A 19,615-nucleotide genomic window follows, 5' to 3' on the forward strand; every position below is an offset into this window, starting at 1 on the left:
GATAGAGCCACGCTTAACCAATGTAGACATCTACGAGGACCGAAGTGTGCGAGGCAGGGACTGCAGGAAACCATGCCGAGGTCCGGCTGCGCTGCTGCACACCGACGGCATCGGGCGCGAGAAACAGCCGGTGATGATCGAGTAGGGGCGCTTTCACGCCGCTTACAGCCTAATCCCTCTTAATCCAAAGGATGACAATGAACACCAGAGACACGAGTAGCGGATCTGAGATTGGCGAGGCGCCTGTTTCGGGCGCACAATATGGCTCAGCGGATGCGGGTCGATGAGCATGCGGCCGACCAGGCCGCACGCGGTGGACCAGAACGCGTCGGAGTCACACTGACTGTCAATGGCGATGCGCGGTCGCTCGCCATCGATCCGCGCACCTCGCTCCTCGATCTCCTGCGCGAGCATCTGGCGCTCACTGGCGCGAAGAAAGGCTGCACGGCGAGTGCGGCGCCTGCACCGCGCATTTTGACGGCAGGCGGGTCGTGTCGTGCCTCATGCCGGCGGTGCAGACGGACGGACGCGCGGTGGAGACGATCGAAGGCCTGGCCGGTCCTAACGGTGAACTTCATCCGATGCAGCGGGCGTTCGTCGACCACGACGCGTTGCAGTGTGGGTACTGCACACCGGGTCAGATCATGGCCGCAGTGGCGTGCGTCGAGGAAGGGCACGCCGGTTCGGCTGAACAGATCCGCGAATGCATGAGCGGCAACATCTGCCGCTGCGGTGCCTATGTCGGCATCGTCAGCGCGATCCAGGATGCTGCGGCCAAAATGCGGAGGACTTGAGGCGTGCAACCCTTCAGCTATACGCGTGCGAAGACCGTTGAAGAGGCCGTTCGCGGCGTTGCGGGCGCTGGGCCGGGGATATGCTTCATCGCGGGGGCACCACGCGCTACGATCTGATGAAGCTCAATGTAGAGACGCCAAACAAGGTAGTGACATCACCGGACTCAAGGATCTGGACCACATCGACGCCGAGGGACGCCGCGAGCTTGTATTCGGCGCGCTCGCCAGTATGAGCGACGTGGCGGCCCATCGGCGGATCGCCGCTGAGTACCCCGCTATCTCGGAATCGCTAATGCGAGCGGCCTCGCAGCAGCTCTGCAACGTGGCGACGCTCGGCGGCAATCTCCTGCAGCGCACGCGCTGCGTCTACTTCCGCGGTGTCGAGTCGTTCGCCTGCAATAAGCGCAAGCCCGGCAGCGGCTGCGCGGCGCAGCGAGGCAACGATCGTGGCCATGCGCTGCTTGGTGGAAGCAGTGCCTGTATTGCCGTATACCCTGGCGATTTCGCGGTCGCTCTCGTCGCCTTCGATGCCTGCTGAACGAACCGGAAAAATGCTAGGCCGACGCGCAGACTTCGCGGATGACCTGTTTCCTGGCGAATACACGACGACCAGTTCGCGCCTTTATGGATTTGGCAGCTTCCGGGGCGTGGAGCGCCTCGTTCCGCACCGACGTGCAGACGCCCGGTTACATGCGTGCCCCTTTCGAGCATCCGGCCTGCTTCGCCATGGAATGCTGCGTCGACGAACTGGCCTATGCGTTCGGCCGGGATCCGCTGGCACTGCGGCTCGCCAACGACACCGATACCAACGTCGCGACAGGGCTTCCCTTCTTGTCCCGCTACGTGGCTGAGTGCCTGAGTCGGGGTTCCGAGCTATTCGGCTGGACCAAGCGCTCCCTCCATGCACGGCAGTGCGATCGGGTGGGGCATCGCGGTAGGTGCATATCCGGGGCTCACCGACGCCGGCGGGCGCGCATTTGAAGGCCGGCGAGGATGGTTACGTGGTGATCAGCATCGGTGGCCATGAGATGGGGCAAGGCATCCGCACGGCTCTAGCCAACGCAGTCAGCCGCAAGCTTGGCGTTCCCGCCGAAAAGGTCAGAGCTGACAAATGTCGCGGGAAGGCCCAAACTTCGCGTCAAGCGCTGCATGTTGAATTGCTGGGGCGATGCGCGTTACTGCCCAGTCGCCGGCGCTAACTTCGTGCTGTGATCTATATGCCTGAGGCGGCGAAATGCATCTTGCTCATCAGCCGGGTGAAATCGTTTCAGTTTCGCGTGGCGGCGAACTTGCGCAACATGCTGACAGAAGCCGTAACGGTTAGTTTGAGGCGTCCAGCCAGCAGCACGCGGGACGCGGTTGGCTCGGCACACAGCAGCGCGAGGGTACGACGATGGTGAAAGCTCAGATGATCAGCAAGCGCGCGGTGGTGAATGGCTTGACACTCCACTATGTGACGGTTGGGTCCGGGCCTGCGGTGCTGTGTCTCCATGGTTGGCCGCAGAATCATCGCGAGTTCGTGCCAATCTTTGAGGCATTTTCTGGCCGATACCGGTTCATAGCACCTGACCTGCGTGGTTACGCCGACAGCGACAAGCCCCATGCCGATTATATGCCGGCAACCATCGCCAAGGACTTGCTGGAACTCGCCGACGTCGAGAAGGTCGACCGATTCCATATTCTTAGTCACGATCTTGGGGGGCCGCCCTCCGTTGCCCTTGCTTATATGGCAGGCAGGCGCGCACTGTCGCTCGCGACAATCGAGACCCCATTCTTTGGACTTGACTATGAGGCCTACGTGGATCCGCGCGTGCCATATTGGCACCTGTCCATGCACGCGAACATGGATATCGCGTTGTTCCTGATCGAAGGCAGGGAGGAGCAGTATCTCCGTCACTTTTTCCGGGACTTTGCCTACAATCCAAATGCGATCAGCGAAGAGGAGCTGCAGCGCTACGTCATGCAGATGAAGCAGCCTGGAAATCTGCGGGCCAGTCTCAACCATTACGCCTTTATTGACGAGAAGGCGGCGCAGCTGGCGGAATTTGCAAAAACGAAGCTTCCGATCCCCACTATGGGCTGGGGGGGACGCCGCTCCTTCGGCACGCACTGCTTCGACAGCGCTAGGGCGCTTTCGGAGCGCGCGGAGGGGGGCGTCATCGAGGAATGCGGACACTGGGTTTTTGAGGAAAAGGCCGACTTCATTTGTGACCAACTGGGCCAATTCTGGGACAACAGCGCTAGGATGTGACCGCCGTGACAGACGCAGCAGCTCCATTTTGCATCGAGGGCACCGATCATACCGGCATCACAGTATCCTCGCTTGACGAGGCGCTGTCGTTCTGGAGTGGAGTGATGGGCTTCGAGCACCTGTACACCTGGGACTTCGAGCAAAGCTCGTTCCTGGACGAACTGGTGGGCGTGCAGAGGGCAGCGGCGCGGATCGCAATGGTGCGTGCCCCCGGGCATCTGGTCGAGCTTCTGGAATACCGCTCTCCCGGCGATCGAAAAATTATGAAACCGCGGTCTTGTGACGTTGGCTCGGTGCACTTGGCTTTCCGGGTTGAAAACATCGACGCACTTCTGGTGCGGATCGCCGAGGCGGGGTGGAAAGCTCTAAGCAGGGTCCAACGGGTAGAGGCGGGCGAGCGCACCGGACTTCGCCTGGTCTATGTTCGGGCACCGGATGGGATGACGCTGGAGCTTCTCGAGCAGCCCAAAGCTCCGCGGTGATGATCTAACCGCAATTGTCAGGTTCTGAAAACGGAAGGTGAAGCAATGTCCCGAAATCAGATCATCTTCATGCTCGCCACTGTCATGCTCCTCGGCCCTGCGGCTGCGCAGTCGCCGGCGCCACTGCTTCCGAACTACGCGAAGACACCTACCGAATTGGAGGCTATTGCACCGACCGGCGGCGCCGGTGGATCCGGGAACACCAAGGTCCAGGTCGTTACAATTCTGGGCGATCCTTCCAAGCCGGGGCCGTATAGCCAGATCTTGAAGGTCGCGCCTCATGCTAAAATTGCGGCCCATCATCACGCAGGCGATCGGGTCGGCACTGTGCTCCAGGGCACCTGGATGTTCGGCTACGGCTCAAGTTTCGCCGAAAAAGCGCTTCGAACGCTCCCGGTTGGGTCGGTTTACACGGAGCCCTCGGGCGCCGCGCATTTCGCGATGACAGCCGACGAAGCGGTGACCGTACTTATCACCGGCGCGGGGCCGACGGATACAGTCTACGAGAACCCCGCCGACGATCCTACCAAGAAGCCTTGATATGCCGACGTGGATTCGAGGGTCTCTATCACCTCTCCACGGGGGCGTCAGGCGAGCATCTCGATAGACCGCAGAAGAAGGCGCCATCATCAGCCTGATTCCAGCCGCCGCAATCCTGCATGGAGGTCCAGTGCAATGCCCCTTGCTCTCTATGCTCTTGCAGTTGCAACGTTCGCAATCGGCACGACCGAATTCGTTATTGTGGGCCTCATTCCTGAGATCGCAACGGATCTCGGCGTCTCGATTCCGACGGCCGGCCTCCTTGTCAGCCTCTACGCACTGTCGATCACCCTTGGCACTCCAATCTTTTCGGCCCTGACCAGCGCTCTTCCGCGGAGAGAATTGGCCATCGGCCTCATGGCGCTGTTCACGATCTGCAACTTGTCTGCCGCCATCTCCCCGAACTACGCGACGCTGCTGCTATCACGCATTGTCATGGCGGTCGCCCATGGGGTGTTTTTCGGTGTTGGCGCAGCGTGTGCCAGTTCCCTGGTTCTCAAATCGAAAGCCGGAAGTGCGATTGCTGTGATGATGGGAGGGCTCACGGTCGCGATGGTGGCGGGTGTACCCTTCGGTTCGTGGATCGGCCAATTGTTTGGCTGGCGCACTCCCTTCCTTGTTGTTACGGGCATGGGCACGGTCGCGGTGCTTGGCCTGACATGGCTCTTGCCCTTTGAAATCCCGAATGAGCCGCCGGGCTCATTTGCATCCCAACTGACCCTTCTCGGGAATCGACATCTCGCGACCATGTACCTGCTGACAGTAGTCGGGTTCGGTGGCACGTTTGTGGTTTTCACCTTCCTGTCCCCCCTGCTGACCGACATCACTGGAGTGCCGAAGGAGGCGGTCAATATCGCACTCCTGATATTTGGCGCGACCACTGTCGTTGGAAATCTAGCGGGTGGAAAATTGAGTGATCTCCTAGGAACGCGCAGGGCGATGATAATCCTCTTATGTGGACTGGTCGTCTCGTTCATCGCGATTCGATTGGCCATCCACAACGAGGGAGCGACTTTCGCGGTTATAGCTGTCTGGGGAGCATTTGCCTTCGCCATCCCGCCAGTCATGCAGGCCGGAGTTGTTGCTACGGCCAAGCTGGTCGCGCCTGATGCGCTTGGAACCGCATCGGGCTTCAATATTGCCGCCTTCAATCTCGGAATTTCGAGCGGGTCGTTTATCGGAGGCCAGCTCTTTAAAGGGCCAGGGCTGCTGGCAACTCCGTACGCGTCGATCGGAATGGCGACCCTTGCTTTGCTGATCGCGGTGGTCGCGCTCCGGCCCCGTTCCGCGATCCTTGATGTGAATGGCGCGTGAGATTTGGCGCGACCCACCGCACCGGCGTGGTCAAGAGAGCGTTCCCGCTCCCGCGACGGTCTGAAGCGTAGCTCAGCCTCAGGCCAACGAAAGAAGGTGCGCGCAATCAGTCAAAGCTGATTGCTCATCGCGCCGCCCCTCTGCTCGACGCCATTCCTAAAGGGTCAACACACAAGAAGCGGGCCGCAACAGCGCGTCACGCCAGCAGGCAATGGCCCCGCTTCCTACTTCCGCGCACGCGAAAGCGTCAGCCTTCGAGCGCCCTTTCCTCGTTGCGCGTCGAAGGCCCGTCGGGCTCCTTCGACCTGGTCTTGGTATGCGACAGCCCATCGATATAAAGCGGAGAACGGCCCCGCGAGCGTACGGCCCAGCGCGCTGATGGCGTACTCGACCGCCACTGGAGAGGTATCAAGCACCGTCCGAGAAACCATCCCACTTCGCTCGAGCCGACGGAGCGTCATGCGTCAATGACTTCTGAGTGATCGGGTCTAATGCGTGCTTGAGCTGATTGAAGCGTGTCGGGCCCCGCGAGAGCGCCGCAATAATCAGGATCGTCCATTTGTCCCCGATCTCTTCGATCAGCACTCGATTGGGACAATCCGCTGGGAATGGCCAAATTTCCAGCTCTGGCGGGTAGATGAGTTCTGGGCGAGGAGCTTCATTTTGCACGGCGCAGTATCCGATCAGAAACCTAGTAGCGGGCTAGTGCCTAATTTACACGAGCGCGGTGCCGATACTATAGCCCCGTTCCGATGACGTGACGGGAAGTGGTTGAGATGAATAGACACGGCCGCGCATCGCATCAGGCGTGTGCATTACGGTTTGAAACGAAGGCGCTGGCTGCAACATGGTCACGCCCGCACGATCTCTGGTCGTCATTGACAGAGGAAAGTCGAGGATTTCCCTTCGAGGCCGCAGGAGCGTTCGCGTCGGTTACCGCTGCGTCGGTACCGCGCGCCGAACGACAGACATGCAGTTAGTTCATCGACTAGCTGACGTCCTTTCACTTCCGCTGGCGCACAATACGTTCGATTGTGAGCTGAATTATCCGCATTCACCAAACCAGGAGACCTCGAATGCCTAAGCTTGACATGCTTACACCGCAAAACAGCGCCATCGCCCTGATCGACTACCAGCCGGCAATGTATCAAGGCGTGCAGTCGCACGACCGCCTCGTCGTTTTCAATAATATCCAGATTTTGGCCAAGGCGGCAAAGCTGTTTAAGATTCCGACTGTAATCTCGACGGTTGCAAAGGACTCATTCTCCGGTCCGTTCATGCCGGAGGTGACGGATCTGTTTCCGAAGCACGAGATCATCGACCGAACGTCAATGAATTCATGGCTCGATCCGAACTTCCGCAAAGCCGTCGCGGCTACCGGGAAAAAGAAGTTTGTCATCGCCGGCCTCTGGACTGAAGCATGTGTGATGTTCCCGAGCCTGGATATGCTCAAGGAAGGATACGAAATCTATGTTCCTGCGGACGCCTGTGGTGATCTGTCGATCGAAGCGCATAACCGCTCCATGGAGCGTCTGCTACAGGCCGGCGCCATTCCGATCACCTCGTGCCAATACGTCTTCGAACTGCAGCAGGATTGGGCCCGCGCCGAGACCTACGAGGGTGTTATGGATATCCTCCGCGCTCATACGCCTTACGGCATCCAAGTCCGCTTTTCGAAATGGGCGCTCGGAGAACACGCATCCGAGGCAGGCCCGCGGTAACTCCTGAAGTTGAGAAGATGGGAGGGCTGTCATGAAGGTCTATGTGTTGTCTTTGGCTGCAGGCCTCCTCGTTGGAGTGATTTATAATCTCCTCAACGTTCGCTCGCCAGCGCCACCTCTGGTGGCGCTGGTCGGACTTCTCGGTATCCTAGTCGGCGAGCAGATCATACCAGTGACCAAGCTCCTCGTAGGGGGCTCGAGCTTCTCCGAGGCATTCCATCTTTCGAGCTGCGATTCTCATATTTTCGGCATGCTGCCCGGCCGACGTACGGTCGGTCCAATTGACGGCCTTAAGAACCAGGGGAAAGAAGCATGAGCAACCAGGGTCCCGACCTGATCTTGCATCATGGTCTGTTCGCGACACTCGATCGCTCGAATCCGGCGGCGACTGCCGTAGCGATCAAAGACGGTCTGTTTACTGCTGTGGGACAAACCGGCGACGTGATGAAGCTCGCCGGCTCCTCGACAAAGATCGTCGACCTGAAAGGGCGGCGCGTTCTGCCGGGTCTGATCGACAATCATCTCCATATCATTCGCGGAGGGCTCAACTACAATATGGAGCTGCGCTGGGATGGCATCTGGTCACTCGCCGATGCCATGGCCATGTTGAAGAAGCAGGTGGCGATCACGCCGGCTCCGCAGTGGGTGCGAGTCGTCGGCGGATTCACGGAGCATCAGTTCGCTGAGAAGCGACTGCCGACAATCGACGAGCTCAACGCGGTTGCGCCCGATACCCCGGTATTCATTCTACATCTCTATGACCGCGCCTTGCTGAACGCGGCCGCGCTGCGCGTCATTGGATACACAAAGGACACGCCCGAGCCGCCCGGCGGCGAGATCGTGCGCGATCCGAACGGCAATCCGACGGGGTTGCTGCTGGCCAAGCCGAATGCCAGCATTCTCTACGCGACGTTGGCAAAGGGACCAAGGCTTCCCTTCGAATATCAGGTCAACTCGACCCGCCATTTTATGCGGGAGTTGAACCGTCTCGGCGTTACTGGAGCGATCGACGCCGGTGGCGGCTTCCAGAATTATCCGGAAGATTATGCGGTCATTCAGAAGCTGTCGGACGATGGGCAGCTCACCGTCCGCTTGGCGTACAATCTGTTCACCCAGAAGCCGAAGGGGGAGAAGCAGGACTTCCTGAACTGGACCAAGACTTCGAAGTACAAGCAGGGAACCGACTATTTTCGGCACAACGGCGCGGGGGAGATGCTGGTGTTCTCGGCCGCTGATTTCGAGGATTTCCGCCAGCCTCGTCCGGATATGCCGCCGGAAATGGAAGGTGAGCTCGAAGACGTCGTCCGCATCCTGGCTCAGAACAAATGGCCATGGCGCCTACACGCGACCTACGACGAGACGATTTCGCGCGCACTCGACGTATTCGAGAAGGTCAATCAGGACACGCCCCTTGACGGTCTACACTGGTTCTTCGACCACGCCGAGACCATCTCCGATCAGTCAATCGACCGCATCGCCGAGCTTGGCGGCGGCATCGCCGTGCAGCACCGCATGGCCTATCAGGGGGAGTATTTCGTCGAGCGCTACGGTTTTGGCGCGGCTGAAGCGACGCCGCCGGTCAGGAAGATCATGGACAAGGGCGTCAGGATCTCCGCCGGTACGGATGCAACCAGGGTTGCCTCCTACAATCCTTGGGTCTCGCTGGCCTGGCTCGTAACCGGCATGACGGTGGGCGGTCTGCGGATATATCCGCAACGCAACTGCCTCGACCGCGAAACCGCACTCCGGATGTGGACCGAAAACGTCACCTGGTTCTCCAATGAGGAGGGGAAGAAAGGACGCATCCAGGTCGGTCAGCTCGCTGACGTGATCGTGCCCGACCGAGACTTCTTCTCCTGCGCCGACAACGAGATTGCCGACATCACAAGCGATCTCACAGTGGTCGGTGGGCGCGTCGTCTACGGGGCGGGAGAGTTCAAAGCTCTCGACGATACCGCGCCGCCGCCGGCGATGCCCGACTGGTCGCCGGTGCGCAGTTTCGGAGGGTACGGCAGCTGGGCGGAACAGGACGGCAAGGCACAGGCCGTTCGCGCGAACGCGATGCGGATGTGCGGCTGCGCCACTGCTTGCGCCGTGCACGGCCATGATCATGCACGCGCTTGGGCCGGAAGGCTACCGGTTTCTGATTTCAAGAGCTTCTGGGGTGCGCTCGGATGCGCCTGCTGGGCTGTGTGAGATGTTCGCCAAATCGGATACGCCAAGATGGGTGGCGAGAGTGCTGTCTTGGCCATGGCTCGCGGCGACGGCCAGGATTGCGCTCGTCTCTGCGTTCTTGATCGGCGGAATTCAGAAAGCGCTCGATTTTCCAGGCGCCGTTGCGGAGCAGGCGAATTTCGGTCTTCAGCCGGCATGGCTTTGGGCCACCGCAGCCATTGTTGTCGAACTCGGCGGGTCCTTGCTCCTCATTCTTGGACGTTGGGTGTGGCTGGGAGCCGGAGGGCTTGGTGTGCTCACTGCGGTCGCCATGCTTACTGCGAACGATTTCTGGGCCAAAGCCGGTCACGATCGCTTCATGGCCGTTAATGCCTTCTTCGAGCATCTAGGGCTGATCGCCGGCTTGGTGCTCGTGTCTATGTTGTCCTTGCGCTCGAAATGAGCGCTCAAAACCCGTGCTCGAGGTGTTCCATGACCGGCAAGCGTCAGCTGATTCAAGTGCTCCTGGTTTGCTCGCTGCTATTCCCATTGGGGGCAATCGCACGGGCTCAAGGAGCGCATCCAACGCCGGAGGTCGGCGTCGGCGCGCAATACGACACCACACACGTCTATGTGACTCCCGAAGACGTGGACAAATTCGTGGCGAGCTTTCTCGCAACTTTCGGGGGGCAGAGCACGAAGCAGGTTGTTGCCACGGTCACGCCGACGCCGAGCAGCACAACTAGCCAACTGCTGCAGACGCCCGTTGGCACGGTGTCGCTGTTCGGCTTCAAGACGCCGATTCCTTATCCTTTTGGCGCCGAGCGAACCGGCTACCTCGTTAGCGATCTCGATGAGGCAATCAATCTTGCCAGAGACTCCGGCGCGGATGTAATCGTTTCAGCCTTTCCGGATCCCATCGGACGCGATGCGGTAATTCAGTGGCCGGGGGGTCTGAATATGCAGCTTTATTGGCATACCGCGAAGCCCTCGTATGCGCCATTCGAGACCGTCCCGGAGAATCGCGTTTATCTCTCTCCGGAGCGGGCGGATGCCTTTGCCCGCAGCTTCCTACGTTTTTCACACGGGAAGGTTGTCTCTGACAATGCACATGCCGCGGGGATCGAGATCGGCCGAGCCAAGGACACATACCGGCGTGTCCTCATTGAATCCGTGTTCGGAAAGATGGCTGTCTTCGTCAGTGACGGTCACTTGCCATATCCGTATGGACGGGAAATGACTGGCTATGAGGTGAAGGATTTGCACGGAACTTTGGCCAAGGCCAAGGCCTCAGGCGCCGCCGTGCTAGTCGAACCCTACACCGCTGACGGACGGGTCGAAGCCATGGTACAATTCCCCGGCGGATATATCGCGGAAATTCACGCGACCGCGCCGAAGTGAGGGGACGCGATGGCATTGCTGCTGGGACGATCGTTTCTGCGGAGGGCTTGGACGGCAGGCCTACTGTGTGCGGCGGCGCCGCAGATGGCGTCGGCGGATGAACAGTCCAAAGCATCAACGCCGCAGCGACCGGCTATCATGTTCAATCGCTGGCAGGAAGACTGGTCGGTGCTCGCCGATCCTCGCGTGCCGCGTGAGCCGCTTGATGAGCTCAAATACATTCCGCTATCCGGTTTCGACCCGCGCACCTATCTCTCGTTCGGTGCAAACACACGTGAGCGCTTCGAGTCAAACAATGCCCCAAACTTCGGTACTGGTCCGAATCGCAGCCAGAATTACGTGATCAGCCGCAACGAATTCCATGCCGATCTGCGCGTCGCTGACCAACTACAGGCATTCGTGCAGTTTCAAGCCGACTACGCGCCATGGAAGACCATGTTGACCCCTGTCGATCGGAATCGGCTCGATCTGGAGCAGGCTTGGGTTGCTCTGACGGAGCAGGTCGGAGGCGGTACGCTGAAGTTAAGGGCCGGCCGTCAGCAATTTGGCTTCGATCTGCAGCGCTTTGTGGCTGTCCGCGACGGCCCCAATGTTCGTCAATCCTTTGACGCCGCCTGGGCGGATTATGAGAACGGACCCTGGCGGTTTATTACCTTTTACAGCCTGCCGGTCCAGGTTCGCGACAACACAGTATTCGATGATTACAGTAGCGTCACCGCGCAGACCTTCGGAATGGCCCGGGCAGAGTATAAGTTTTCCGAGTCCCTGTTTATCGCCGGCTACTATGCCAATTTCACACAGGCGAATGCGCGTTTTGCAAATGCGTCCGGCGACGAGCGAAGAGACATTCTAGATGTTCATCTGAACGGGAACGCCAATCATTTCGATTTTGACCTTGAGGTGATGGGACAGACCGGACGGATTGGTAACGAGCCGATCAAGGCCTGGGCTGTCGGCTCACTCGCTGGGTACACTTTTGCCGATGTGAATTTTAGCCCCAGAGTAGGCATTCAACTCGACGCCGCATCCGGTGACGGCAACAGCAAACGACGCTTTGGGACATTCAATCCGCTATTTCCCAACGGTTACTATTTTACGCTCGCCAGTTACACCGGGTACACAAACCTCTTTCATGCCAAGCCGTCCCTGACGTTGAGTTTGAGTCCGTCAGTGAAGCTCATGTTCGCAGCTGCGGCGCAGTGGCGCCAGAACACCGCGGATGCGATCTACACCCAACCCGATATACCGGTCCCGAACACTGCCGGGCGGCCCGGCGCCTATACCGGAAGCTATGGCCAGGTTCGCCTCGATTGGACTATAGACCGGGCAACTTCCTTCGCGGTCGAGGCGGTGCACTTCGCGGTCGGCGACACTTTGCGCAAGGCCGGCGCCCACGACTCGAACTATGTCGGCGTCGAGATCAAACGGGGATGGTAGTGCAACCGGCGCCGAGCGGAAATCCGATGATCGTGCCGTTTCTCTTGAGTCTAACCGCCGGCTATGTCGACACGGCAGGCTTTCTTGCATTGCAAGGCCTTTTCACAGCTCATGTGACCGGGAATTTCGTGACGTTTGGTGCCTCGCTTGTTCTTGGCACCTCCGGAGCCGTTGCGAAACTCCTCGCGCTCCCGATCTTCTGCGCCGTCGTGATGGCCGTCCGCCTGCTTAGCTCCGCGCTAACGCCGCGCTGGCGCTTCGTCTTCGAAGCCATGCTAGGCCTCAAGGTCCTCCTGTTGATCGTGGGCGCCGGGCTCGCGATCAAGTTCGGGCCTTTCCAGAATGGCGACAGCTTGCAGGCCGTGACTACCGGGATGGTGCTCGTCGCGGCCATGGCGATCCAGAACGCGGCGCACCGGGTCTATCTCGGAAGCGTACCTCCCTCGACCCTGATGACAGGCACGACGACGCAGATCATGATCGATCTCGCGGACATGATGTACGCCCGGGACAAAGCGTCGAGTGACCAAATCAAGGCGCGGGTGGCAATGATGTCCAAAAATGTCATCATTTTCGCTCTCGGGTGCGCCGCTGCGGCTCTCTCGTACGCGCACTACAATGTTTGGTGCTTCCTAGTGCCACCGGTGTTAGGCGGATTTTCGCTGCTTGTTCGACTACGGGAGTCGACGAAGAAAGAAGCGAGAATCTGACTTTCAGTTCATTCCAGATTCGAGGTGGGAATTCGAAGCGAGAGCTGGAAGATGCGGGTCGACTCCATCAGAGATGTGTGTCGCTCCGAAGTTTTCGGAGCCAGAAAATTGGGCGCTAGTGCCAGCCGCGTGGCTGCGGCTTTGGCGGCAATGATGATCTCCGCGGTGGTTGCCCTAACGATACCCGCCAGCGCACAACCAGCGGAAGTCGTTGGAAGGGAAGACGCGCATGTCACTTCGCTGAAAACGACTAACCTGCGATATGACGAGGATTATTCCTATTTGCGAAATCCGGCAAAACGGACTGGAGCGTGGTGGGAACGATACAAGTACGTTCCGCTAAGTTTCAGTGACGATGCTTATCTCTCGCTCGGCCTTGAGCTTCGGTTCAGGGAGGAGGCATATCGCCAATATAATTGGGGCGAACTTTCGGTGAATGAGTATCAGTGGTACCGGACGTTACCATATGCGGATCTGCATCTCGGATCAAACCTGCGCCTGTTCGGGCAGGTGATTGGCGCCTGGGTCACCGACAAGGAGGCAGTTGGGGTATCGACGCCACGGGCGCTGAACTGCTCCAGGGTTTTGCGGATATCAAGCTGCCATTGGTCAGTGGGACCGATCTTACCTTGCGGGGAGGGCGACAACTTCTGTCTTATGGCACGGAGCGATTGATCAGTTTGCGATACGGCCCGAATGTGCCTCGTTCGTTCGACACGACGCTGGCTTCGATTCAATCAGCTCCATGGCGGGTCGACGCGCTCTATGCGCGACCGGTCCGGAACCTAGTCGGTAGCTTCAATGATCGTTTCGATCCAGACCGATCACTCTGGTCAATTTATGCAACTGGCCAATTCTCCGAGATCAGCTCCAAGCCAGGCTTTGATGTCTACTACATCGGCTACCAAAATGCCCTTGCGGAATTCAATCAAGGGCGCGGAGAGGAATTGCGGCACACTATCGGCAGCCGCTTTTTCGGTGCCTCGACGGGTTGGGACTGGAACTTCGAAGGTATGGCTCAGTTTGGCCATTTCGGTCGCGGGGATATCCGCGCCTGGTCGATTGCCTCCGATACGGGCTACACCTTCGCCGGCGTGACCTTCAGCCCGCGTTTTGGCGTGCGAGCCAACATCATCAGTGGCGACCGTAATCCAAATGACCCCGTTCTAGAGACCTTCAATCCACTATTCCCCAAGGGAAAGTATTTCGGCGAAATCGGCCTGATCGGGCCATACAACCTGATCAATGCTCATCCAACGCTCACGCTTCAGCTGGATACGCAATGGACACTCGATCTAGCGGCCGTCTTCTATTGGCGCGAAAGTCTTGGCGACGGAATCTACGGTCCTGGTGGTGACCTCTTGCGACGTTCGGACGACAGCCGTTCCCGCTACATCGGTACGCAGACCGATGTCATACTCGGGTGGCAGCCTGTCGCTTGGTTCAGCGCTGCACTGTCCTACTCCGTGTTCGTGCCCGGGCAGTTTATACGGGATACTGGCCCATCCAAGACCGCTCACTTCGTGGGCGTCGAGGCGATGCTGAAGTTCTAAATTGCGATGGCGCACGCAAAGTGAAGGTAATTTTGCGAAGGGAGCCAAAAAAATGCGCATGATCCTTAAGGCCGTGGTGGTAGCACAGCTGCTTGTCGTACCGATGCTCTCGCTCGCTGCTCCGGAGACTGAACATATGGGCGATAGTGAAATCCGCGTCGGCAACATCATGCCGTATAGCGGTCCCTTGACGGAGTTTTCAGCGATCGGAAAGACCGAATCTGCCTTTTTCGAAATGATCAACGACCGCGGAGGCATCAATGGCCGGAAGGTGAAGTTCATTTCGCGTGATGACGGTTCGAATCCAAGGACGGCCCTGAACGAGACCCGCCGGTTAGTCGACGTCGATAATGTGCTCCTGATTTTTGGCTCATTCGGAACACCGGGCAACTTGGCCGTGCGCTCCTACCTCAACGAGAACAAGATACCGCAGCTATTCGCCGCTTCCGGTGACGAAGAGTGGAATAAGCCGGCGGCCTTTTCCTGGACAATGGGCTGGCAGCCTTCGTTTCGGACGGAAGGGCGTATTTACGCGAATTTTGTGCAGGCATTTTATCCGGACCGCAAGCTCGCGGTGCTCTGGCAGAACGATCAGTTCGGGCGCGATCTGTTGATGGGTCTGCAGGAGGGCATGGCGGATTGGGCGCGCATGATCGTAGCCGACAGTACTTTCGACATGTCGGACCGATCTATCGATGGACAGATCGATCTTCTGAGAGCATCGGGAGCAGGAGTCCTACTCTTCGCGGGGTCGCCGAACACGGCTGAACTCGCTATAAGAAGGTTGGCGGATATTGATTGGCACCCGGTTGTCATCCTCACCAATGTGGCCGCGCCTGCTTTGCGCGCTCTGACGCAGGCTGGCGTGCAGAACACGGCGGGAATTGTCTCTACATCGTTCTTGAAAGATGCGGCCGATCCGGTCTGGAAAGACGATGAGGGAATCAAGCGGTTCTCAACGTTCATGGATAAGTACTATACCGATGGCGACAAGCGAGATAGCAACGTTCTCTTTGGTTACGCTGCTTCCGAAACCCTGTCGCGAGTGCTCGAACAATGTGGCGATGACTTCTCGCGCGAGAACATCATGCGACAGGCCACTTCGTTGAAGGACTTTCAGAGCTCGGTCACGCTCCCTGGAATTAGAATAAGTACCGGACCAAACGACTTTCGGCCGATCAAGCAGGTGAGGCTTGTGCAGTTTGACGCCAGGATCTGGCAGCCAATTGGTGACGTGATCGATAGCGCATTTCTCGGACCGACGAAGCACTAGATCGAGAGGTGAGGGCGGCGATGTATCGTCTGACGTGGCCATGTTTCCGCGAAATCCGATCGGGTATCGATCTGCACGGGCAAGCGAGCGCGCTACCATCCTCATCATCTACATTAACGTAATCGGCGGCCGCGATGCAGTGCGGGTGTGCCGCCCCAGTTGACTGGCAGACTGCGGCGGCGCGGGACTGTTGCACCTGAATCTGAGTGGAGCGAACCTAGATGGCGACGGGACAGCAAGCAACGCAACCAGCGAACCCGCCGAGCACGTTGCCTTGGAACGCATTTCGCCACAGGTCGTTCACAGTGGTTTGGCTGGCCACCGTAGTCTCCAATGTCGGTACTTGGATGTACAATGCGGCATCTGGTTGGCTGATGACGAGCCTGGATACCGATCCGCTGAGCGTATCTCTTGTCCAAGTGGCAAGCAGCCTTCCCATGTTTCTCTTGGCGCTTCCCGCGGGCGCCCTAGCGGACATCGTCGACAAGCGTCGCTTTCTGATCCTTACGGAAATCGTGGTCACGTTGGTTGCAGCGGCGAGTGCTGTGCTCGTCTGGCTGGGCCTCATGAAGCCGCCAGTCCTGCTCTTGTTTACTTTCCTCCTTGGCGCGGGCGCAGCTTTTACCGCACCGGCGTGGCAGTCGGTGGTGCCTAGCCTTGTGCCGAGGCAGGATTTGGCAGCGGCGGTGGCAAGCAACGGCGTTGGCGTCAACATCAGCCGGGCGATCGGACCTGCACTGGGCGGTGTAATCATCGGAGGCATGGGAATCGCCGCGCCGTTCTGGTTGAACGCGCTGAGCAATTTCGGTGTTATCGGAGCTCTGTGGTGGTGGCGACCGCCAATTTCCAGCGGTCATGCGCTTCCTGCGGAACGTCTGACAAGCGCCTTGGTCGTCGGACTTCGCCATGCCTGGTACAATCCGCATCTGCGGGCAACTCTGATAAGAGCTGCCAGCTTCTTCTTCTTTGCGAGCACCTATTGGGCGCTGCTTCCGCTTGTCGCGCGTAATCAGATTGCAGGGGGGCCCGCACTTTACGGCATTCTGCTGGGCGCTATCGGAGCGGGGGCAGTCGGCGGAGCATTCGGCCTGCCCTGGATGAAAGCGACCTTGGGACCCGATCGGCTCGTGGCACTCGGCACTGTTGGCACTGCCATCAGCCTCGTCCTTTTCGGCTTCGCCCGCGAATCCGTGATTGCGCTGGTCGCCTGCCTTATCGCCGGTGTTTCTTGGATTTTGGTTTTGGCGACCCTCAACGTCTCGGCGCAAGTTTCGCTGCCTGACTGGGTACGCGGCCGCGGACTTGCCATGTTCGTAACTGCCTTTTTTGGTGCCATGGCGGCGGGCAGCGTGATCTGGGGACAGGTTGCCTCGGTGGCGGGCCTGCCGCCTGCTCACTTCATCGCGGCCGCCGGTGCCTTGATTGGAATTGTGTTGAGCTGGTCGTGGAAGCTGCAAGGTGGCGCAGAAATTGACCTCACGCCGTCCATGCATTGGCCAATTCCGGTTCTCACGATTGACGCCGAGCCAGATCGCGGACCAGTACTGGTAACGGTCGAATACCACATCAATCCTGAACGGCGCCGGGCTTTTCTGACAGCCCTGCGGGTGCTTGGCCAGCAGCGGCGACGGGATGGCGCGTACGCCTGGGACATCTTTGAAGACGCCGCCCAGAGGGGGCGCTTCCTGGAAACGTTCCTTGTAGCATCATGGCTTGAGCATTTGAGACAACACGAGCGCGTTACGAATGCGGATCGCGTGGTCCAAGACGTCGTTCGCCAATACGATGCTGAGGCCGAGCCGAAGGTGACCCATTTCGTTGCTGCAGGTCTTGGTTCTGAAGCCTCAGATGGATGATCCTGACCTGGCCAGCCACAACAAAAGCGCACTTCGCCATTCCCGGGTGGATGGCGCCAAGATCCCTTATCCATATTGGCCGCTCCCCAACAGCCGATAGCCAATTATACATGAAGTCTGGTTTGGCGCTTCTTGCTATCGCCGATCTTGGCCGGACCGTCACCGGCTTGCGCATCGGTAGTCCGCTAACGGATGATCTCGTTGCCGGGCGGGCGCTTCCGGACGCAGATTGAGCGATCCAGACGCGGTCGAATCCACGTCAGTCGAGGTGGCCGAACATTTGACCCGCATGGACTTCATCGTTCTCGACGAGCTGGGCTATCTGCCGTTCGCCGAAATCCGGCAGAAGCTCATCAGCCGGCTTTCCGAGCGACCCTCAATCATCGTCGCCAACAAACGGCATCCGGCGACTGCCTTGGCGTCTTCGAGATGCCAGGATAACGACCGGACTGCTGCTTCGACCGTCTGAATTATCACTGCGAGGTTGTTGAGACCGGCAACGACAGCTGGCGTTAAAAAGCGGCAACGATCATGCCACCGGCACTCCTCCCGTCTCCGCTATCCCGGCCTAGACCCCTGTTTTGTATGGGGACGGCGCGTTTACCGATAGCACACGGCCCGACGCTGGGTCCGGCGATTAGCCGTGGTGTTCCCTATGTGGAACCGACAAACTTGGTGTGGTGCTGGTGCTTCCTAAAAAGGGGAGTGCTAGTATCTGCCGTAGAGGCAACTCCTGCTCGCGTAAATATTATGAAACGACGCGAATTCATCAGCCTTCTCGGCGGAGCGGCGGCAGGATGGCCGCTGGTGGGGGCGCGAGCCGCCAAGCAATACGGCCCGGGTGTGTCGGACACCGAAATTAAGCTTGGACAAACGATGCCGTACAGCGGGCCGGCCTCCGCGTTTGGTGCCGTAGGTCTGACCATGGCCGCTTACTTCAGCATGATCAACGAACATGGAGGCATACGAGGAAGACGCCTTAGCCTGCTGTCACTCGATGATGCCTATAGCCCGCCCAAAGCTGTGGAACAGATTCGTCGCTTAGTTGAGCAGGACCAAGTATTCTTTATCGCCTCGCCCTTGGGAACGCCGTCTAACTTGGCTATTCGGAAATACCTGAACGCCAATAAAGTGCCGACGGTATTCGCTGCCAGCGGACTAGCCACATTTGGTGATCGAGCCAACTATCCATGGACAATTGGTTGGCTACCCACGTTCGAAGCCGAAGCCCGAATTTACACTCAATACATTCTCCAACACGTGCCAAATGCGAGAATCGCGATCTTCTATCAGAATGACGACTTGGGAAGAGATTACGTTCGCGGAGTTCAGAAGGAGCTTGGCGAAAAGGCCAAGTCAATGCTCGTTGCGGTGCAAAGCTATGAGCTATCGGAACCAACTGTCGACTCCCAGATTGGAATACTAAAGGCGAGCGGCGCAGATATCCTGATCAATGCTTCGACGTCGAAATTCGCGGCGCAATCTATTCGGGTGGCGCACGATATCGGCTGGAAACCCCAGCAGTTTCTTTCGTATGCGTCGGCTTCGGTTGCTGGAGTGATGGTACCAGCGGGGCCGGAAAAAGCAGAGGGTCTTATCTCTTCGACTTACTTCAAGGATCCAAGTGATCCGCAGTGGGCGGGCGACACCGAGTATCGAGACTATCTGGCCTTTATGACCAGATTCCGGTCGGGCGCCAGCACGTCGGATACCTTCAATCTAGCAGGATATCTCCTGGGCGCGTCGTTGGTGAAGCTGATTGAGCAGTGTGGTGACGACCTGACGCGGGAAAATGTAATGGAGCAGACGCTGAAGCTTGATGTTCATATTCCGATGCTGTTGCCCGGCGTAAAGCTCCATACGAGCGCCACCGATTTCTATCCCATTGAGTCACTTCAGTTGCAACGGTTCGACGGCAAATCGTCTTTTACGCTGTTTGGTGAGGTCATGAACGCCTCGCCCCAGAACTGACATCGCTGGCAAACGTGTAAGAGTTCGGCAAGGGGCGTCTCGAATGTTTTTGATCAGAGGCGACGAGGAATTAGGCTCGCCGCCTCTGATTTAGCCTGTCCCGGTCGCACCGGGATTCCGGCCGATTTTCGCTCCTTCCCTCGGTGCATGCTGCCAGC

19 protein-coding genes and 2 pseudogenes are annotated in these 19,615 nt (G+C 58.7%); 19 read left to right on the forward strand and 2 right to left on the reverse strand.

Annotated features, from left to right (window positions below; genetic code table 11):
* Positions 1-273: 273 nt before the first annotated feature.
* From IVB50_RS41515 to IVB50_RS41540, 6 genes and pseudogenes are all read left to right on the forward strand, one after another.
* A pseudogene (locus IVB50_RS41515) lies at positions 274-794 on the forward strand ((2Fe-2S)-binding protein).
* Positions 795-831: 37 nt separating this feature from the next.
* The gene (locus IVB50_RS41520) at positions 832-1,332 is read left to right on the forward strand and encodes an FAD binding domain-containing protein (protein ID WP_247300456.1); all 501 of its coding nucleotides are present in this window, start codon (positions 832-834) and stop codon (positions 1,330-1,332) included.
* 855 nt (positions 1,333-2,187) lie between these two features.
* Positions 2,188-3,045 carry an alpha/beta hydrolase gene (locus IVB50_RS41525; RefSeq protein WP_247300458.1) on the forward strand — a complete coding sequence of 286 codons (858 nt, stop codon included), beginning with the start codon at positions 2,188-2,190 and terminating at the stop codon, positions 3,043-3,045.
* Positions 3,046-3,050: 5 nt separating this feature from the next.
* Positions 3,051-3,527, forward strand: a complete 477-nt coding sequence (locus IVB50_RS41530; protein ID WP_247300461.1) for a VOC family protein — start codon at positions 3,051-3,053, stop codon at positions 3,525-3,527.
* Between the two features lie 69 nt (positions 3,528-3,596).
* The gene (locus IVB50_RS41535) at positions 3,597-4,067 is read left to right on the forward strand and encodes a cupin domain-containing protein (RefSeq protein ID WP_247300462.1); all 471 of its coding nucleotides are present in this window, start codon (positions 3,597-3,599) and stop codon (positions 4,065-4,067) included.
* A gap of 135 nt (positions 4,068-4,202) precedes the next feature.
* Positions 4,203-5,381 (forward strand): MFS transporter, encoded by a 1,179-nt coding sequence (locus IVB50_RS41540; protein WP_247300464.1) that lies wholly within the window; start codon positions 4,203-4,205, stop codon positions 5,379-5,381.
* A gap of 224 nt (positions 5,382-5,605) precedes the next feature.
* Here the strand turns inward: IVB50_RS41540 and IVB50_RS42870 are convergent, their stop codons facing one another.
* Both IVB50_RS42870 and IVB50_RS42875 read right to left on the reverse strand, forming a co-directional pair.
* Positions 5,606-5,842 (reverse strand): winged helix-turn-helix transcriptional regulator, encoded by a 237-nt coding sequence (locus IVB50_RS42870; RefSeq protein ID WP_346771320.1) that lies wholly within the window; start codon positions 5,840-5,842, stop codon positions 5,606-5,608.
* The gene (locus tag IVB50_RS42875) at positions 5,790-6,050 is read right to left on the reverse strand and encodes a helix-turn-helix domain-containing protein (protein WP_346771326.1); all 261 of its coding nucleotides are present in this window, start codon (positions 6,048-6,050) and stop codon (positions 5,790-5,792) included. The genes IVB50_RS42870 and IVB50_RS42875 overlap by 53 nt, the downstream gene beginning before the upstream one ends.
* Positions 6,051-6,457: 407 nt before the next feature.
* On the opposite strand from IVB50_RS42875, the gene IVB50_RS41550 reads away from it, so the two are divergent.
* The 13 genes and pseudogenes from IVB50_RS41550 (at position 6,458) to IVB50_RS41610 (ending at position 19,457) form a co-directional block, all read left to right on the forward strand.
* Positions 6,458-7,102: a hydrolase gene (locus IVB50_RS41550; protein ID WP_247300465.1), complete on the forward strand. Its 645-nt coding sequence runs from the start codon at positions 6,458-6,460 to the stop codon at positions 7,100-7,102.
* A gap of 31 nt (positions 7,103-7,133) precedes the next feature.
* Positions 7,134-7,418, forward strand: coding sequence for a XapX domain-containing protein (locus IVB50_RS41555; protein ID WP_247300466.1), 285 nt, complete (start codon positions 7,134-7,136; stop codon positions 7,416-7,418).
* Positions 7,415-9,298, forward strand: coding sequence for an amidohydrolase (locus IVB50_RS41560; protein ID WP_247300467.1), 1,884 nt, complete (start codon positions 7,415-7,417; stop codon positions 9,296-9,298). The genes IVB50_RS41555 and IVB50_RS41560 overlap by 4 nt, the downstream gene beginning before the upstream one ends.
* A 1-nt stretch (position 9,299) precedes the next feature.
* A complete protein-coding gene (locus IVB50_RS41565; protein WP_247300468.1) occupies positions 9,300-9,719 on the forward strand; it encodes a DoxX family protein in 420 nt (139 codons plus the stop codon).
* Positions 9,720-9,748: 29 nt separating this feature from the next.
* Complete coding sequence (locus IVB50_RS41570; RefSeq protein ID WP_247300469.1) at positions 9,749-10,657, forward strand: glyoxalase; 909 nt, start codon at positions 9,749-9,751, stop codon at positions 10,655-10,657.
* A gap of 9 nt (positions 10,658-10,666) precedes the next feature.
* Positions 10,667-12,094, forward strand: coding sequence for an alginate export family protein (locus tag IVB50_RS41575; RefSeq protein WP_247300470.1), 1,428 nt, complete (start codon positions 10,667-10,669; stop codon positions 12,092-12,094).
* A gap of 26 nt (positions 12,095-12,120) precedes the next feature.
* Entirely contained in the window at positions 12,121-12,804 is a 684-nt protein-coding gene (locus tag IVB50_RS41580) for a YoaK family protein (protein ID WP_247300471.1), read from the forward strand.
* Positions 12,805-12,855: 51 nt separating this feature from the next.
* Positions 12,856-13,479 carry a hypothetical protein gene (locus tag IVB50_RS41585; RefSeq protein ID WP_247300615.1) on the forward strand — a complete coding sequence of 208 codons (624 nt, stop codon included), beginning with the start codon at positions 12,856-12,858 and terminating at the stop codon, positions 13,477-13,479.
* Positions 13,410-14,357 (forward strand): alginate export family protein, encoded by a 948-nt coding sequence (locus IVB50_RS41590; RefSeq protein ID WP_247300472.1) that lies wholly within the window; start codon positions 13,410-13,412, stop codon positions 14,355-14,357. Before IVB50_RS41585 ends, IVB50_RS41590 begins: the two co-directional genes overlap by 70 nt.
* A gap of 52 nt (positions 14,358-14,409) precedes the next feature.
* Positions 14,410-15,630: an ABC transporter substrate-binding protein gene (locus IVB50_RS41595; RefSeq protein ID WP_247300474.1), complete on the forward strand. Its 1,221-nt coding sequence runs from the start codon at positions 14,410-14,412 to the stop codon at positions 15,628-15,630.
* A gap of 221 nt (positions 15,631-15,851) precedes the next feature.
* A complete protein-coding gene (locus IVB50_RS41600) occupies positions 15,852-17,486 on the forward strand; it encodes an MFS transporter (protein ID WP_247300477.1) in 1,635 nt (544 codons plus the stop codon).
* A 268-nt stretch (positions 17,487-17,754) separates the two neighbouring features.
* Positions 17,755-18,002 (forward strand): annotated as a pseudogene (locus IVB50_RS41605) (ATP-binding protein); the annotation flags it as partial.
* A 234-nt stretch (positions 18,003-18,236) separates the two neighbouring features.
* Positions 18,237-19,457 (forward strand): ABC transporter substrate-binding protein, encoded by a 1,221-nt coding sequence (locus IVB50_RS41610; protein ID WP_247300479.1) that lies wholly within the window; start codon positions 18,237-18,239, stop codon positions 19,455-19,457.
* Positions 19,458-19,615: the final 158 nt, after the last annotated feature.

Origin of the sequence: Bradyrhizobium sp. 87, from assembly GCF_023073015.1 — a bacterium.
Lineage (GTDB): Bacteria > Pseudomonadota > Alphaproteobacteria > Rhizobiales > Xanthobacteraceae > Bradyrhizobium > Bradyrhizobium canariense_D.